8 protein-coding genes and 2 pseudogenes are annotated in these 17508 nt (G+C 58.7%); 6 read left to right on the top strand and 4 right to left on the bottom strand.

Annotation, left to right across the window (positions count from 1 at the left end; translation table 11 throughout):
• Positions 1-1607 precede the first annotated feature (1607 nt).
• From N2603_RS40190 to N2603_RS40205, 4 genes are all read left to right on the top strand, one after another.
• Positions 1608-2297 (top strand): response regulator, encoded by a 690-nt coding sequence (locus N2603_RS40190; protein ID WP_260386540.1) that lies wholly within the window; start codon positions 1608-1610, stop codon positions 2295-2297.
• Between the two features lie 27 nt (positions 2298-2324).
• Positions 2325-3779: a type II and III secretion system protein family protein gene (locus N2603_RS40195; RefSeq protein ID WP_260386541.1), complete on the top strand. Its 1455-nt coding sequence runs from the start codon at positions 2325-2327 to the stop codon at positions 3777-3779.
• A 10-nt stretch (positions 3780-3789) separates the two neighbouring features.
• Positions 3790-4452: a CpaD family pilus assembly lipoprotein gene (locus tag N2603_RS40200; RefSeq protein WP_260386542.1), complete on the top strand. Its 663-nt coding sequence runs from the start codon at positions 3790-3792 to the stop codon at positions 4450-4452.
• A 771-nt stretch (positions 4453-5223) separates the two neighbouring features.
• The gene (locus N2603_RS40205; RefSeq protein WP_260386543.1) at positions 5224-7644 is read left to right on the top strand and encodes a hypothetical protein; all 2421 of its coding nucleotides are present in this window, start codon (positions 5224-5226) and stop codon (positions 7642-7644) included.
• Between the two features lie 148 nt (positions 7645-7792).
• Here N2603_RS40205 and N2603_RS45145 read toward each other — a convergent pair.
• Positions 7793-8812: pseudogene (locus tag N2603_RS45145) on the bottom strand (transposase).
• Positions 8813-11865: 3053 nt separating this feature from the next.
• Between N2603_RS45145 and N2603_RS40210 the strand changes: the two are divergent.
• Positions 11866-12867 (top strand): annotated as a pseudogene (locus N2603_RS40210) (IS21 family transposase); the annotation flags it as partial.
• 118 nt (positions 12868-12985) lie between these two features.
• Positions 12986-14443 carry an IS4 family transposase gene (locus N2603_RS40215; RefSeq protein WP_260386544.1) on the top strand — a complete coding sequence of 486 codons (1458 nt, stop codon included), beginning with the start codon at positions 12986-12988 and terminating at the stop codon, positions 14441-14443.
• Positions 14444-14682: 239 nt separating this feature from the next.
• Here the strand turns inward: N2603_RS40215 and N2603_RS40220 are convergent, their stop codons facing one another.
• The 3 genes from N2603_RS40220 to N2603_RS40230 all read right to left on the bottom strand — a co-directional run bounded on the left by N2603_RS40220 (position 14683) and on the right by N2603_RS40230 (position 17507).
• Positions 14683-15720: an EscU/YscU/HrcU family type III secretion system export apparatus switch protein gene (locus tag N2603_RS40220; RefSeq protein WP_260386545.1), complete on the bottom strand. Its 1038-nt coding sequence runs from the start codon at positions 15718-15720 to the stop codon at positions 14683-14685.
• Positions 15717-16532, bottom strand: coding sequence for a type III secretion system export apparatus subunit SctT (gene sctT / locus N2603_RS40225; RefSeq protein ID WP_260386546.1), 816 nt, complete (start codon positions 16530-16532; stop codon positions 15717-15719). The genes N2603_RS40220 and sctT overlap by 4 nt, the downstream gene beginning before the upstream one ends.
• A gap of 699 nt (positions 16533-17231) precedes the next feature.
• Entirely contained in the window at positions 17232-17507 is a 276-nt protein-coding gene (locus N2603_RS40230; protein WP_260386547.1) for an EscS/YscS/HrcS family type III secretion system export apparatus protein, read from the bottom strand.
• Position 17508: the final 1 nt, after the last annotated feature.

Consider the following 17508-nt stretch of genomic DNA (forward strand, 5'->3'; position numbering starts at 1 on the left):
AGGATAGCGACAACATCGATGCGGATGCGGATTTGATGTGTGTCCGCTTGGCAGAACGCCAACTCGTGAGACAGAGCGCTTGTTCCTGGGCGGCAATTTGGAAAGCTATCGAGTGGCCAACGAAGAAAATCCCTTCAAGCGGGAGACTGGAGAGTAAGGATTAGCCGACTGGCGACTGCGTCATGCTCGTAGTCCCTTAATGCTGACTAGATGACACCCGAAGGAAGGGTCATCCCAGCGGCGCCGCTTCACGAACAACGGTAATGGCTTGGCCAGAGGCTCTGATCAACCTATCCCTTGACCTACGCGAGGGACTAACGCGCGCCCACATGCCAAGAGGTACCCGACCCTGTAGAGGAGGACACACTCGCACCATTTTTCGGTCTTCCACGAGCCTCATTCTAGTGCTCCGGGCTCTCCTCGCATCGATCCAGTCGCCGCCGACACATTGGAAGGGAGTTCAAATGACGTGAGCCACTAAGGCCGCGCATCGATCGTTTCCGCAGCTCGACCTGCCATCGATGGTGAGATCAACACAAGAGCTCCAACGCGATCGCATCAAAGATCAAGTCAATAGAGTCTCGCACACGCGGCAAGCCGTGCCGTCGCACAATGGTCTATTCGCTACCTGGATGCGTTCCATCAAAACAATCGATTTTGCCCTTCTTGCCCAAATGCCCCATAGTCGCTCGTGATGTATGGAGGCAGCATTCAAGAATGTCGCTTGGCAATCCTTAGTCCCTTGCCGGTCAAATCGGCTTGCGCGCTCTGGCGCCTGCATCCCAGAGGTTAGGTCCTGCGCGTCACATAGAAGCATCACGGGGCGCCACTGTCTCCCTGCTGAATTGCCACGCACGAGGTCGACCGCACGACCGTGACGTCACACCTTAAGGGCTAGTAAAAACAACCGCCTTCACACACTGTCATCGCCTTTGGCTCAAGCTACGCTTCGATTGGACTGACGAAATGCTCATGACGTTGGGGAGAGGGACACGCGCTACGCGCAACTCGATAGTTTGGTTTAGGACGTGTCGTCATGGCTTAAGACTCCTTGCGAGTTCGAGAGCACTGCTACGACCAGCGGTCAAAAGCACTTGAATCTCACCTAGCGTCAGATTGTAGGATTTGCGACAACCCCGCGACACACGCTCCGCTCGCGTGAACTCTTCCTGACAGGTAGCAAGAATTGCGAACGTCTCAAAAGCACCGTGCTCAGCCGCTCCGCCCTGTCACGCTGCCGCTTACGCTTGCGCGGCCTGGCGCTATTTGCATGGCAGCGGCCGGCTCAGTGCACACAAGAACGGCTGTGATCGGCCTACCAACGCGTCAGCGGGCTGCCGCGGCCTCCAGTCTTTCAAACAGAATCGGCCCTCTTGTTCGCATGAGCGGCATGTTGAGCGGCGCCGACGCCGTAAGCAGTCCCGAGGGGTCCGTGGTCCATCCGATGACAATGGACCGGCAGATATTGATCGACCGTCAACATGTTCCGCCCTCTCGTTTCGGGCTGTTCGAATTCACACCAATCCAGCCGCCTCTCAGTTCGTTCGAGCCCCATGGTCACTCGTGAAGCGCTCGGGTCTTGACGTGGATGGACGAGAGGCGATGAAATGCGAATTCTCCTGGTTGATCATCATGCGGACTTCGCCCGCGACGTGAAGGAAGCGCTCTTAAATTGCGGCTTCGCCGTCGACGTGACACGCACGCTGGATGAGGCGGCGGCCGCGCTCGATTGCGCGAACTACCACATGGTCCTGCTCGAATCGGATTTGCCCGATGGAGACGGATTGGACTGGCTGAAGCAGCTGCGGCGCGAGGGACGGTCAATGCCGGCCGTGATGATGAGCAGTCTCAATGATCTCAGACGGCGGATTGCAATTTTCAATGCGGGCGCGGATGATTTTCTGCCCAAGCCCGTGTCTATCGACGAACTCGTTGCTCGCATGAGGGCTATTTTGCGACGGTCAACGCAAATGACGGCTCCGGTAGTGACATTCGGGAATCTGCATTTCGATCCGATCGCGCGACAGGTCTCGGTCGGTGGTCGAATCCTCAGAATTGCGCGCCGCGAAGTGTGCATTCTTGAACATCTGCTCAACCGCGCCGGCCGTACCGTTCCGCGCGCATCGCTCGAAGACAGCTTATATGCATTTGACGACGAGGTTTCGACCAATGCGCTGGAAGTCGGGATTTATCGCTTACGCACGCATTTGAGCCAGGCGGGTGCAACGCTGAGGATCAAGACCGCGCGCGGCGTCGGTTACACCCTTGAACTCATTGGCGCGGCATCGGCCGCCTAGCCGATCCAACCTGAAAGCAACACTCCCTTGAACGTCATTAACAATGCCGCCGGCGCTGATGAGCCGTCGATGGTCGCCAGCGGGTCGCAGTATGCCGCTTTTCCCCGCCTCTGCTACGTCCTGTGCGCAGTCGCTCTGCTAGTTCCGCTTGCTGCCACAGCTCAGACAAAGCTCGATGGCAAAGGAGAACCGACACGCGCTGCGCCAGCCGGCACCGCCGGCACGCTCAATCTTACCTCCTCACAGGGCAAGACAGTTCATCTGACCGGACCGGCTGCGAGCATTTTTATTGCCGACCCGGCGATTGCGGATTATCAGGCGCCTTCGAACACCACGATTTTCGTGTTTGGCAAAAAGTCCGGACGGACGAGCCTGTTCGCCCTGAACGACAATGGAGAGGCTCTCGCCGAGCTGCGTGTTATCGTTACCCAACCGATCGAGGATCTTCGGGCGGCGCTGAAGGCCGAAGTCGGCGACTATCCGATTCAAGTCAGCTATACCCCGCGCGGGGCGATCCTTAGTGGTACGGCGCCCAATCCCGATGTCGTCGAGACTGCTAGGAAGGTCACTGAGCAGTTTCTTGGGTCGGGCGCGCTGGTTGTCAACAAGATCCAGGTCGCTGGCTCATTGCAGGTGAATCTCAGCGTACGGGTGGCAGAAGTCTCCCGCAGTGCCGTAAAGGATCTCAATATCAACTTCACCGCCTCAAGCCCAAACGGCGCTTTCCTTGTTACCGGCAAAAAGGGCGGGTCCGGCCCGGCCGGCGGCGGCGGCACAATCGGAATCGGATTTAGCGCCGGCAATGCCAACCTCAGCGCTGTTCTGGACGCTCTCGCGAGCGAGCACCTCGCCTCAATCCTGGCTGAGCCAAATCTGACGGCGATGTCCGGCGAAGCCGCAAGCTTTCTCGCCGGCGGCGAATTTCCGATTCCGGTCATGCAGGATAATCGACAGGTTTCAGTCCAATTCCGGCAGTTCGGCGTTAGCCTGGAATTCGTCCCGACCGTGCTCAGCAACAATCAGATCAATGTCCGTGTGAAGCCCGAAGTTAGCGAACTGTCGAGCGAAGGCGAAGTCAAAATCAATGGCATGGCGGTTCCTGCGCTCTCGACTCGGCGGGCGAGCACAGTGGTCGAGCTCGCCAGCGGTCAGAGCTTTGCAATCGGCGGCCTTATCAGGCGCAACTTCAACACTGATATCGACGAGTTTCCCTGGCTCGGCGATGTCCCGATTCTGGGTGCGCTGTTTCGTTCCTCATCATTTCAAAAACGTGAAACCGAGCTGGTCATTATTGTCACGCCCTACATCGTGCGCCCCGGATCGAACCCGAACAAGATGAGTGCGCCAACGGACCGCATCGCACCGCCCTCAGATGCGGGGCGGATTTTGACGAACACGGTGGCCCGGCCGCCGCGAGACCGCGATTTGCCTCGCACCAGCGCACCGGGATTGACCGGCAGGGCCGGCTTTATCATCGAATGAGGATCGTCAAATGACCTTGCGATATTTGTGTCACTTGATCGTTATTGGGGCAACATTGAGTGGCTGCGCAAATAGTGCCTCAATCCATCCCGGGCCGGCTGAACAAGCAATACAAATCGAGCAGAGAAAACGTGTCTTGCTGCTGCAGGGCCTTCGCGGCTCCGAGAAGCTTCAGCTGCGGAGCTTTATCGCGAATGTTAGTGGCGGACGACGGGATGCACTCCATGTGGATGTCACGGGCTCACCCAGGCTCATTGCCCAAGTGGCTCACGAGGCCCGTGCCATGGGCGTTGCTCCTTACAACATCCGCCTGTCAGCGGCCCCCGTCGATCTACCGCCCCGTTCCGGCGTGAGGATCGAGGCGATTACCTTTGAAGCCACTCTTCCGATCTGTCCGTCGCTTTTGATCGTGGGACCTGCCGTGAACGACAATTCGTTTGACCCGACGCTCGGCTGCTCGACCAAAAATAATCTGGCAGTCATGGTGAACGATCCGCTCGACTTGCTGGACAATCGGTTCGTCGTCACGAGTAATGGCGATCGCGCCGCCATTCCTCTTGCCAACTACGGTACCTCCGCCTCGAGCAACAAGAGCAACGGAGAAGATGGAGCAGGAATGGCAGCGCCGGACGCCACTGGAACGACAACACGGACTGTGCAGCCGCTCCGATAGGGGGTTTTAGGCGTATATCCGAACTCACTGTGCAACACTTTGCGATCGAGCGTCATCACCACGCTCGTAACATGGCGCGACTCTGTGTGTCACGATTGAGCACCCTCTTGTTGGCCGCCACATGGCGGCAGCGACTGGCTTGGCTCTCATCGAGACCGGTTGGCGAATCTTGTTCACCCGTACCACTCGATCTCGTTGAGAAATTCCACGTGGCGTGCGCGTGCTCTAGAAAGCCGTCATCGATCATTCTGGAGGCTGCAGGAAAAGCGTAACCGGACGTCGCCTGTCCGAGACTATCGGCCTGACGGCGGAAGCGAGAGAGCCTACGATGAGGCGTGTCCAGGCGCGTGACTTAGGCGTGGCGACAGCACACCGTGCAAGGGCATATCGCAGTGGGGGTGTTCGCATGGCCGCAGATCAGCGATCATTGCGTCCACGTCGGCTGATTGGCGTCGCGCCGTTATGGCTAGGGAGCCACTCATTTCCAGCCTCCAGTTCGGTACCGCGGCTCGGCAGCTCTTTTGCCTCATCGCCGTCCCATCCGATGAGTGGAATGCCCTATCGAGCGAGTTCGGTAGCTCGCCGCCCGCTCGATGCTCGTATTTTTCATCGGCGTTTTCTTTGGCCGCCACGAGCGATGCTGCAGCTCTTGAGAAGGCACTTGTCGGCCATCATTCATCTTTTATTCTATCTTTGCGCTCGGCCACGTCAGGCTTTGGAAAGCTAACGTCAGTAGCGAAATGAGGAGAGAGCGATGCGAGCCTACTGATCATGGACCGATTCAACACGATCAACCCAGCCGATGCAGGGTCCGTTGCATCAGATGCGACCGTGGAGCAGCCGCAAGCGGCGTTTGAACAGCACCTGGCAGACGCGGGAGAGGTGCGCCCCGTATATCCTCACGCGGCGCTTTATGATGTCACTGAGGAAGACGATCGCCTCATCCAGGCAGCGTCCGGCGCTGCTCTCGAGCGAGGAATACAGAGTCCTGGGACCGTGAGTATTTACGATCGTCGACTTCGCAAATTGGCTGAATTGCTGAAGAAGTCTGGCAAATCAATGGCTTGGCTCGATGGCGATACGTTGCTCGGTCACGCCAGGAAGCTGCTGCCAACGGACAAGGTCATCGCCCCGGCATTGTCAATGCTCAATCAGTACCTCGAGCCTGAGGCCGACGCTGCCCCCCTCTCAACACATTATCGTCCTTCCAGGGAAGATGAGAGTTTTATCAGAAAGGTCGCCAAGGCAGGTTTTTGTCGAGCGATCGGCGAGAGCACAGCCGGCGGCTATGCAAGCGGTCTGCGGAAGTTGGCGGCAGCGCTCCGCCCCTTGTCCATTGCCAAGCTCAGTGATGATACACTGCTTCGCCACGCATGCACATTATTTCCGAAGGACAAGCCGCTCATCGCCGCCTTGAACGGGCTCCGGCACTATCGCGCGATTACCCGGCAGAACAATTTAGGCGAAGGAGGTAGTTCGCGCCAGGTCATCCAGCCGCCCGCTCCCTCGCCCATGCGCCCGGCCGATGAGCAGCCGATGGAGAACGTTCCGGATGGGCGCGGCTCATTGCCGCCCAAGTTCAATACTCCGCAGGTCGGGCATGCAATGGGGTTACCGGCCCATTCCCCTATACAAAATGTCGCCCAGAATGTGCTTTTCGATGCGGCGGATCGCGAGGGTCTCCTGCCGGCGACGACTTTCGATGCGCCGGCTCCTTCGCCAACTATGAGTTCAATCGCTCACTCGCCGCTGCCAAGTGTCGCTCAGGACGCGCTTTTCGATGCCGCGGATCGCGAGGGTCTCCTGCCGACGGCGACCTTCGATGCACCCGTGCCCTGGCCAACGATGAGTTCAACCTTCCACTCGCCGGAGCAAAGTGTCGCTCAGGACGCGCTTTTCGATGCCGCGGATCGCGAGGGTCTCCTGCCGGCGGCGACCTTCGATGCACCCGTGCCCTGGCCAACGATGAGTTCAACCTTCCACTCGCCGGTGCAAAGTGTCGCTCAGGAAGCGCTTTTCGATGCCGCGGATCGCGAGGATCTCCTGCCGGCGGCGACCTTCGATGCACCAGTGCCCTGGCCAATGACGAGTTCAATCATCCACTCGCCGGTACAAAGTGTCGCTCAGGAAACGCTTTTCGATGCCGCGGATCGAGAGGGCCTACTGCCAGCGACGACCTTCGATACACCGGTGCCCTGGCCAACGACGAGTTCAATCATCCACTCGCCGGTACAAAGTGTCGCTCAGGAAGCGCTTTTCGATGCCGCGGATCGAGAGGGCCTACTGCCAGCGACGACCTTCGATACACCGGTGCCCTGGCCAACGATGGGTTCAATTGCCCACTCGCCGCTGCAAAGGTTCGCCGAGGAACAGCTTTTCGATGACGCGAATTGGCAGTCGAACTCGCGGCAGCCGAATTCCGCCTCTGAAGACCACTTTGGAAGCATGATGAACCAAGGCGCTGCGGCCCAGACCACCGTTGAGCAGAGGTTTCCCGTAGCCAGCGACACCTTTGATGCGTCTTTGACCGTTGGCGAGGATTTCTCTCACGGCACCCAGGCCGCGCCAGATATGATGCGCACCAAGCTTGGCCGCTGGGGCTTCTTGCCGGATGCAGCACAGCGGATAAAGACCTACGATATTCACGGTGAACGCTATGCGGCCGTGTTGGGACCGGGAGGCCCCAATGATGTTCAGCTCATCCATCTGCGGTCTCCCGCTGCAGGCGACACCTTTGATGTTTCCTTCGCCGTTCCCAAGGATTTTTCCCATCGCTCGCAGCTAGCTCCCGACATGTTGTTGTCCACGTTGGGCAAGTGGGATTTCTTGCCTGTTGCGGAACATCCAATCATGAATTACGAGATTGGCGGCGAACGCTACACCGCCATCTTGGGATCGGACGGCCCTAACGACGTTCAACTCGTTCATCACCCTCGGTCCACTATGCCGGGTGAAGCTACGCCTGTTGCAGCGAGGACTTCCTCAGATGTCTACGGCGGTCTTGGGCCAAGGCTTGATTCGCCGGCACCTTTCGAATGGCGTGAGGCCGCTCCTTCGGCGCCGGCGCCGAACCTTTCCCTACCGTCGGCCGCACCGGCATCAGGCCATCAGCCACCTCTGCAAGTGCCCGAACTGGGAGAGTTGTTTGGCCACGACTGGACGCACGGTCCCAAGAGGCCTCGCCTGTCGTGAGACCGACATATTGCAGAGCCTAGGTCTTCTGCCGAGCTGTGATGTCCCAACGACCTTTATTTGATCCACGGTGAGCCCTACACGGCCGAAAGCCTACCCCGAGGCCGCGTTCTTCTTTCACCGGCCGCAATTTGGCTGAACGAGGGGCTCATCGGCACCTAGTCTCTCGACACAGATTTTGACTCTTTGTGCTTTCGGCACTCTGTAAGATATCTTGGGATAGAGCACGGCCCAATTTGGCGCGCGCCTTTTTTGGTCGTGAACATCCAATAGATCCGTGCGCGCTCGGCATTGCGACGTTGTCCCATGGAGCGGTCTCGCTGACGAGACGGGCATAACTGTCGATGCGCCAGTCGAGACACTGTCGGGCGAGCAGGCCGATCTCAACCGCGACCATGTTGAGCCAACTGGTATGCTTTGAGGCGCAATGGAACTCCAAACCCCTCAGCAGCCTGCGACCCTGCTCAGTCGGGAACGCCTGATAGAGTGCGCCGAGAGTATGGAGCACGACGCCATCGGCCTTGGGATAACGCAAGTCGGCGAGTTCGCGCATGCACTCGGCGAAGTGTCGGTAGCGGCCAGTGCTCGGTGAGCTTCACTTAGCGCGGGGACGATTCACGTCGATCACCACGAACAGACTGGCCCAGTGGGCGGACCTCGCCGATGAGCTGGACCGGGCTTTCGTCGAAGCAGACCACCAGTTGCCGCGGATTGGGTGGCTCGGCGTAGGAATCGAGCACATTCTCCACGCGTGACATCCTCCCTATCGACTTTGGAATGTATCAAGTGCTCTGCCATGGCTTGAATCGTTTTCGGCCAGGCGCCTCCCTGCCGTCTCGCGCGACAGGCTCTCGTGCGTCAATCTGACCCGTCTCGTCGGCCTGCAGCTCCAGTGTCCAGCGCGCGCGCCTTGTAGGAGAGCTAGACCAGGCGGTGGCCACCAGAAGAGCCTCTTTCTTGTCGTCGAGCTCGCGCTCTGCCCCGGCACGACCCTTCGCTTTGGGCGGCCGCCACATTGCCTTCAACAAAAGGCCTACGGGTTCGGGAGACCCTCGAGGGGCCGACGCCCCCACTGGAAGGGATATCGTCATCTCATCCCGGCATCGACCGCCAACAGCATCTGCGCCCGCTTAAGCTTGCACACCTCGCGGAGCCAGCCCCAAAGCAGCGGAAGAAGCTGACCGACAGATCATAGCTGGCAGAACGGGCATAACTACTAGAACGGTGATCAACCCCTTAAATTTGGAAGCAGTGCGGGCGCGGTCCGGACCCTACCGGCCGGGGGGCTGAGTTGACGAAAGGCTCCTGCCGCATCCGCACTGCTGATGAGGCTAACGAGAAACATGACTCGGCGCCGACCGTTCTGGTGCGCTAGCACTGTCCCTGCCATATCCCGCCAACCTCAACGGCTCTGTATCCGGGCGAGCTTACTGAAACCTGACAGGCCTTCGCGGCAATTCACAAATGGAAGTGGCCCCAGGGAAGACGTCAGGACGTTCAGAAGGCCGTTAGGCGCGCTTACGATTAGCGGCAGCTACAGCGGAACGGCCGGAGGGCGTGCAGCGCGACCACCGGTTTCTCACCGGCCAACGTCAGGCAGGCGCCTACCATTGGACATGAGCGGTTTCTCCATCAGATCGTGCCCGATGAAGCACGTTTCGTCGCCTTGCCTTCCGCTGCAAAATGCGAATGCCCATTTCTTCAATATGCTCTCTAAGCATCGCCATATCATACCAACGAATTGATGTAGCCTCTCGAGCTGCGCGCCAGAGTGTTCGTGAGCGAGGCTGAGACATGAACCGCGTCAAGACCAGATGGCCTTTGTTCACCCACCGGAGACTTCGCCGCCCTGAGACGTGGGCGCATCATCTCCAGAGCGGGCGAATGTACAAAAGCGATGATGCAACCAAGCCGCTCGATTTGTCGAGTTCGCCTCCGTTCAAGTTCGCGGGATGGGTGCAATAGGTTTTGACGTCAGAATACGTACAAGAGGCGCTTCCAGCGATCAGAGGCTCGACGGCCCCAAGGACACTGGGCAGTGGTAGTAGGCATGGTCCAGCGGCTCGGAACGAGGCATGATGTGGCGGTGGTCGCGCTGCGCGCAGCATTGCCTGTCCACCCGAGACCTACATGAAGCTGTGCTCTACATGATGGTACGGGAAAAGATGATACCCCGCGAACACTCGGGTGATCGAGCGCGCTTTACCAAACCGCGAGCGAGGCAAGCCATGACGTTCCATGTCGCTTCAAGCGCTAATCCCTCCAGTAAACCCCCTCTTCAATGTCTTTGCCAGATCAAAGCAAGAGCGGCTGCCGAGGATATGGTCGTCAGCTTCTCGTCAGCTAGCCCAGCTATGCCATTGCTGCCCGAAGTGCACAGACATCCCGCGGGTAGGCGATGTCGTTCTAATTGAGCGCTTTGCGGAATGCACACGGCGCGTGTACCCAATGTCCTGGCGAGTGCCACGCGCCGTGTGCCTCTGATCTTTCAGCTCACCTTCGCCCCGACTCTTCCGTCCCGTGCGTGCGTCCGAACGGATCACTTGCAGGTAGCTGTCCCGCAATGAGATCGTATAGCGCGGGCCCGAGCAGCTGGAGGCGCTAGCTAACCTTGGGATTGCCATAGCACAAGCGCTCAATCCGACAGCGGGCCATCGCGCCACACTAATGGGCCGGGCGACTCCCGGTCTCGTGATCGGCAGGGCAGCCTGCCGCCAGCCTCTCCAGATTGTCAGTTTGCGTCCGGCTTTGCTGGTACGAGTATGCTGCTTTTTTGCTTCGCTGCAGGTATCAGCGAATCCCGAATCATTGCTCCCATCGATGGCGCTCAGCGCCTTCTTTCACGGTTCTGCTGGAAATAAAAGCATCCACAGGGCGGCAGCATTGATTGCGCGATGGTGTTCGGGATCACCATAGCATTCCGACGGCGCCCGCGCACGATTGTTCGGATTCAGACCACCAGGTGCAGGATAGTGAACTGGACCATCAGCCAGAGCGCGGCCAAGGGGCTCGTCGCGTAAGAACCAGCCCGGCTCCAAAAGAAGTAGTGGGTCAGCTGATGCAAGAGGCCCGCCATTTGCGAAATCGTCAGGCCTGAAGTGACGAGATCGGAGTCGCAGGCCAAGAATGCAAACAAGCCAAAATGGGTAAACAATTCAGTTAGAAATCGGCTGCAGAGATTCGATCGAAGCGGCGAGAAGGTCGAGTGGTCACCTGCCGAGTGTCAAGTCCCTCTTTCCTACAGTTGAACAAGGAACCGGCATCATCTTAAACCGACCGCACAAGATCGATCTCAGGTTGTGTCCCAATGATACGGCTTTCTTGTGCGGATCATTTCGCTGCTCTGCGGCCGGCTCAACTTGTCGCCGTCCATGGTCGTTCGTTCGAGTGGCTGGACATTCGCACGAACAAGATCGCCCAGTTACGCGATCCGGTAACGCACGAACGAGTATGGGTCCCGCTGGCTGCCATTACTGTTCCAACCCGGCCGCAATGGGCTCCGACGCATCCTGCGGTCAGAGATGCTGCTCGCCCACTTTGCACCTATTCCCGGCGCTTTATTAGTCGAAAGAATGTTCGTGCCAAAGTGGACCATGGCGAACCAATATGATTGCGGGTCTGGTGACGGAGGACGCCTTCGGCCTGATGGTTCATTCTGAAGAGGTTTTGAAGAAACGGTCAACATGGACCCTCCGTATGGCCGCGAAACAATCTAAAATTAGCCTTTGCGTAGACGCGGTGAGAGAGCAAAGCGGTGTTATGCGCCAGCCGATCCGAATGGCATCGTCGCGCGGCAGACCAGTTTTGGCGCTTTGCAGAGCCTCCCGGGCAACGACGGCGTGCAGTTCGCAAGAATTGACTAGTCCAGCTGCACTTATGCCAGCTCCGGTCGGCGCTATAGCGCGGCGCGATCCTTAGCCGTAAGGCGCCCAACGCCGATATCGTCGAGACCGCCAGGAAGGTCTCCGAGCAATTTCTAGGCGCGGGCGCGCCGCGCGGCGAACAGGATGGAAGTGGAGCGTCGATCATGGTGAGAGGGCTATGCCGGGCTCGTGACCAGGGGGGCGTAGCCCGACCGGAGTTACGAGCCCGGCGTCGGCGCGATCCACAGCGGACCGCGCCGACTGGTGATCGCGGCCGGGTGGTTATGCAAGTGGTTCTTCCGCCAAGAGGAATCACTCGCGTGCCAGGCTTACGGATCACCAAATGAGAAGGCTCTAAATGAAGTACCGTCAGGCCGATAGCCCGCCCGTGGCCGCCGCCAAGGCGTCGTTCAGCACCTCGACCGCTTACCGGATCGAGAAGGATCGACGCCTTCCGTCGCAGAAGATGCCGATGCTGAAGGCCGTCCCCGATGTACGGCCGATCACGATTTTCGAGGAGTTGCTCCGGCGCCATCCTGAGCTCGGCGCCGGCATCCGTCGCACGCTGGAGCGCCGGCTCGGGCCTGGCTGGCGATCCACGGCGAGGAGCAGGAGGTCATCTTCCGCCAGACCCACGAACCGGGTCAGCGCTGTCCGACTTCACCAACATGGGCGAATCGGGTGTCACGATCGCGGGCGTACCGCTCGGTCGTGCTCGGCGGCGAGAGCTTCATCGCTCTGGCCGAAGGCCTGCAGAATGCCTTTGTGGTCACTCGGTGGGGCGCCACGGGAGCATCGCACCGACAGCCTGTCGGCCGCCTTTTGCAATCTGGACCGCGACGCCAAAGACGATCTAACCGGCGATACGAAGACCTCTGTGCCCATTACGGCATCCGGCCTTCCCGCAACAATCGTGGCATCGCCCATGAGAACGGGGCGATCGAGAGTTCGCATGGTCATCTCAAGCGGGCGATCGGCGACGCTCTATTGCTGCGTGGCACCGCCGACTTCGACGATCCCGCTGCCTATCGTGGCTTCATCGATGAGATCGCCAGCCGCCGCAATGCCCGCAACGCCAAGCGGATCGACAGTGAACGTACGGCACTTCAGAATCTGCGGACCGCCGCACGTCGGACTATGAAGAGGTGATCGTCCACGTGACGTCGTCCGGCGGCTTCACCTTGCGCAAGGTGTTCTACACGGTGCCGTCGCGCTTGATCGGCCCACCTTGCCGCGCGGGCGGCCGCATCCCAATGGCAAGCACGATCAGGTCGTCGATTATCGGCACGTGATCCATTCCTTGCCGCGCAAGCCGATGGCGCTCCTCAACCTGGTCTACCGCGACCAGCTGTTCCCCCGGGGCTTTCAATTACCCATAACTTTGACCACTCGGCCTGATTTGCTGATCGGCGAAATCTTGAGTCGAAAGAATCATTTGTGATTCCTTGCTGAGCACCTGATTCGCGAGGGGGTGCTCTATGGGGCTGACATTAAGGGATCGATCGGCAAGAGGCCGGTTGCGATCCTTGGAGGGTGAATGTTGGATTGATCGAGAGACTAGTGGATGCGAGTTTAGGGACGCGCGGCTGGGCGACAGATTCCGCAAGCTGCTCACGCAGATTGGAAGCGCCATGGGACAAAGCATTCCGCTCGTCTGCCAGGATTGGGCGAATACCAAGGCAGCCTACCGCTTCTTCTCTAATGACCGGGTCAGCGAAGCGGACATTCTGGCCGGCCATTTCCAATCGACAAGTGATCGCGCCGCAGCCACAAAAGGTCTCGTTCTTGTGCTGCATGACACAACCGAATTTAGCTATCGGCGCGAAAATTCCGAAGCAATCGGCATCACCAAGAGCATAAACAGTGGATGGGATAAGGCGGGGCGCCTCAGATCTCACACGGTTTGCGGCATCCTCATGCATTCGAGCCTCGCAGTTACAATCGAGGGTGTGCCGCTGGGGTTGGCGGCCGTTAAGTTCTGGACCCGGAAGAAATTCAAGGGGACGGCAGCGCTTAAAAGGAAGATCAATCCGACCCGGGTTCCCATCGAGAAAAAGGAAAGCGTCCGGTGGTTGGAAAATCTCAAGCAGTCTACGCAACTCTTGGATCATCCGGGACGATGCATCCATATTGGTGATCGCGAGAGTGACATCTACGAGCTCTTCTGCGCAGCACAGGAGATCGGACCCCATTTGCTGATCAGGACCTGCGTCGACCGCTTGGCTGGAGACGGGGATCACACGATCGCTGACGAAATGGACGAGGTCGCCGTCAAAGGGCTCCATCGCATCGAAGTCAGAGACAGCAACGGCGATCCCGACCAGGCCATTCTTGAGATCAGGTATCGCAAGATTCGCGTCCTGCCGCCGATTGGAAAGCAGAAGCGCTATCCCGCTCTGACCCTGACGGTGATCCATGCCGAAGAGCGCGGGACGCCGAAAAACAGGAAGAAGATCGATTGGAAGCTGATCACCGACCTGCCTGTTGGTTCCCGCACCGACGCCATTGAGAAGCTGGAATGGTATGGTTTGAGATGGAAGATCGAGGTGTTCCACAAGATCCTCAAATCGGGCTGCAAAGCTGAGGAGCCGAAGCTCAGGACCGCCCAGCGTCTGACCAATCTGATCTCGCTCTTTTGCATCCTGAGTTGGCGGGTCTTCTGGATGACGATGCTCAACCGTTCCGCCCCAGACGCGCCGCCAACCCTCGCGTTGACTGCGACTGAAATCGGCGTGCTCGATCGCCTCGTCAACGATAAACCAAAAGCAAGACGCAAAACGCTCTCGCACTATCTGATCAAGATCGCCCGACTCGGCGGTTACCTCGCCCGCGCCAGCGATCCGCCGCCCGGCAATACGGTCATGTGGCGCGGGCTGTCACGCCTCACTGACATCGCACTGGGCGCCATGGTCGGAGGAGAATTTGTGGGTAATTGAAAGCCCCCGGGGGGCTTACCAACCGACCCTTCGACTACTTGCGTAAACGCTTACCGGAGAAGAAGGCCTGCCGGATCATGGTCGATCTCCTCGCACTCGCCCATGGCTGCGCCGGACCCGCCCTTTGCCGCTGACAAGGAGAGCGCCGTTTTTCTTGGGATCGTGCGGCCTGCAGATCAGGTTCTGGGACAGTTGGGTCGTTGACCAGAGATTTGCGCACATCGCTGTTTTGCGTGACGCTAAACTAGGCCGGCGGCAAAGACTGCCTTTGCAACCCTCTCGAAACACTCCATCGGAACGGCCTTGCCCATCGCAGCTTTTCTGATCAGCTGACGCGCCAACACATGATCCTCGACAATGCTCAGACGTTGGGCGCGCGCCTCAGTCAGTAACTGTGAAGCCGTTGCGCCCTCGCCGCGGCACACCAGTACCGGGACGCCGGTCTCGCCCCGAACGTAGCGGAGCCCAATCAATGTCGCTCGCCCAGTCAGTATCAATGTCGCACGATGGATGCCGAGCGGAGACTCGTTCGCCGACTCCCGGCGGAGCCTACGGTGTTCACCCTTGATCTGCGGATTACCATCCTGTTCCTTGGACTCGCGCTTGACTTCGCTCTTCGTCATGCGCATGTCGCGCAAGAACAACCAACGCTGAATGAGCAGATCGGCCAAGCCGCCAATCAGAAGAGCGCCCGCAGCAATCGCGATCAACGCTTTGAGCTCTTTAAAGACAAAACCAAAGCAGCTCAAATCGCACACGGGCAAGTATACCAGTGCCCTCCAACTTGCGAGCACAGTGAAAACGAACGTAGCGCCAAGAACCAAAGCTTTGACGATAGACTTTGCAAGCTCGACAACCGACCGCTGGGAGACGATCCGCTTTAGCCCTTTGACGGGGTCCAATTTCTCAAAGCTGGGTTTAAGCGGCTCAACCGAAATCGTCAGCCCGCCGCCGGCCAAGACACCGGCCACAACCGCCGCCACAACCGCCGCACCTAGGACGGGAGCCGCGGCTGTTATAGAAAGGTCCATCAATCCGACCAACGCCTGCCGGGCCGCACTGTTGAAGGGCTGTTCCTGCAGCTTGTCGGTGAGCCGCACGGCTTCGCGCCATCCGTCTTCGATCGGGCCCGCCCTGAAGCACAGGCAGCCGAAACCAGCGCAAATGCTTGCCGCGGTCACAAAGTCGGCACTCCGAGGGCTCTGCCCTTTCTTACGCGCGTCCCTCAGCTTCTTGTGACTTGGTGGAAGATTTTTCTCTTCGCCCGTGTCGCTCATTTCAAGAACTTCTCGAGCCACTCCAGCACGCCGTTGAACCGAATGATCTCTGCTCCCATATATTCGATCAGGAAGACGGCGTAGCTGGCCATAATGATGCCAAAGGCGGCATTCTTGATGGTCGGAGAGAGATCGTTCAGCTTGATTTGCGGCGCAAAGCGCCCGAGCAGCATGACGGATACGTCGATCAGAAGCAGCAGAGCCAGCACGGGCCCGGCGACCACGAGGGTCGTATGCATGATATGGTCGAGAAGCCCGATAAACTCCATTGCCCCGTGGTGGGTCAAGGACGGTAGCAGCCGATATACGGGCCAGATCAGATAACTTCCATAGAGGCATCTGACCATGGTCTGCAGACCTCCTGAAACAACGAAGATCGTAACCGCGGCGGTCCCGAGGAAGAGCCCCATCGGGGCGGCTTGACTGCGTGTGGCAGGATCGTCCACCTGGCTGGAGATGCCGCGCTGGGTATCAATGATGTCACCAACCGCCTGGATGCTCCAAAGTGGTATACTAAGCAGAAAACCGAACAGCAGGCCGATAAATATTTCCTTCAAGCTGAGGAGCGAGACCGCAACCATACGGGTGCCCGGATCTAGTGTCTGCAAGCCGTTCCTGATCTGCATCAAGCAAGGCAATCCAATCACAACCGTCGCGCTTGCCCGGATAATCCCGCTAATGTGCGGTCGCGTGAATACCGGAAGAACCAGCATAATGCCGAGGGCCCGGGCCGCGCCAAGTCCGGCCGCAACGACGAACTCGACAGCAGTCTGAATCAGAGTTTGCGTCTCGGTGGGTGACACGGCATCCATTTGAGCTCAGCTCGTTGTTCCTTCAGCCAAGGCAACCGTCGCACTCACGTCGCCATGATGTGAGACGTCAAGAACTCTGCAGATCTCGTGTCCGAGCGGTTGCAGAGCGACAGGTCTCCCGAAAGGCAGATGACTTGGACTTCAACCATCCAAACTACTACAGCCATTTGGCGCAGAGGTATGACCACTCGATGAGAGCACCGGAAAACTCGCACCGCTGCGCGGCCTACAAGCCACGCTTCTTCCGGTTTTACCGGCCGCAGTGCGGTTTGGAGATCTGAGGGCCTCAAAGCTTCCACCAATTTCGCAGTCTATGGAGATCGGTCTCGAGCGGCACCTTCATTCACAGTCTCATTCACCAGAACGCCAGAATCGTGGGGCCACTTGCAATCAAAGCGGTTCGCCCGATGACTGCCTCGACAACTCGCTAGGCAATGCATCGAGGAACAAGTCTCAGCGGGTAATTCCGTCACCTCGTAAGCAAAACCTAAATCGAATGGATGGAACTTCTAAATGGGGTCAATCTTCCTCCGAATACGGCAGGCTCACGGAGCCGAACAGGACAGTTCGGATATCTATCCGTCGCATGTAGTGAGCCCAGCTTTCGATAAGCTGACGAACTCGCCCTTTCGTGGTTCACAATCAAGGCCGACAAACGCGCGTTATAGCTAACACTTAGACAGCCGTGCGTTCCGCGCACTAATACTTCGCTGTGAGCGCGGGGAACTCAGCGAAGATATGCTGGGCTTGCTCGATCAGTGGCGCGCTCAGCACCGGAGCAAACAAAACGAGCACGGCGACCACGACGAGGAGCTTCACGGTAAGCGGCAAGGTTTGATCCTGGAGCTGGGTTGCTGCCTGCACGATGCCGATACCCAATCCGGCAACGAGGGCTGCCAGGAGCGGCGGTAGAACCCAGATCATGAACAGGACCAGTGATCGGCTCAGGTGGGTGAGGATGCTGGCCTCGTGCATC

This window comes from Bradyrhizobium huanghuaihaiense, assembly GCF_025200885.1.
Lineage (GTDB): Bacteria > Pseudomonadota > Alphaproteobacteria > Rhizobiales > Xanthobacteraceae > Bradyrhizobium > Bradyrhizobium huanghuaihaiense.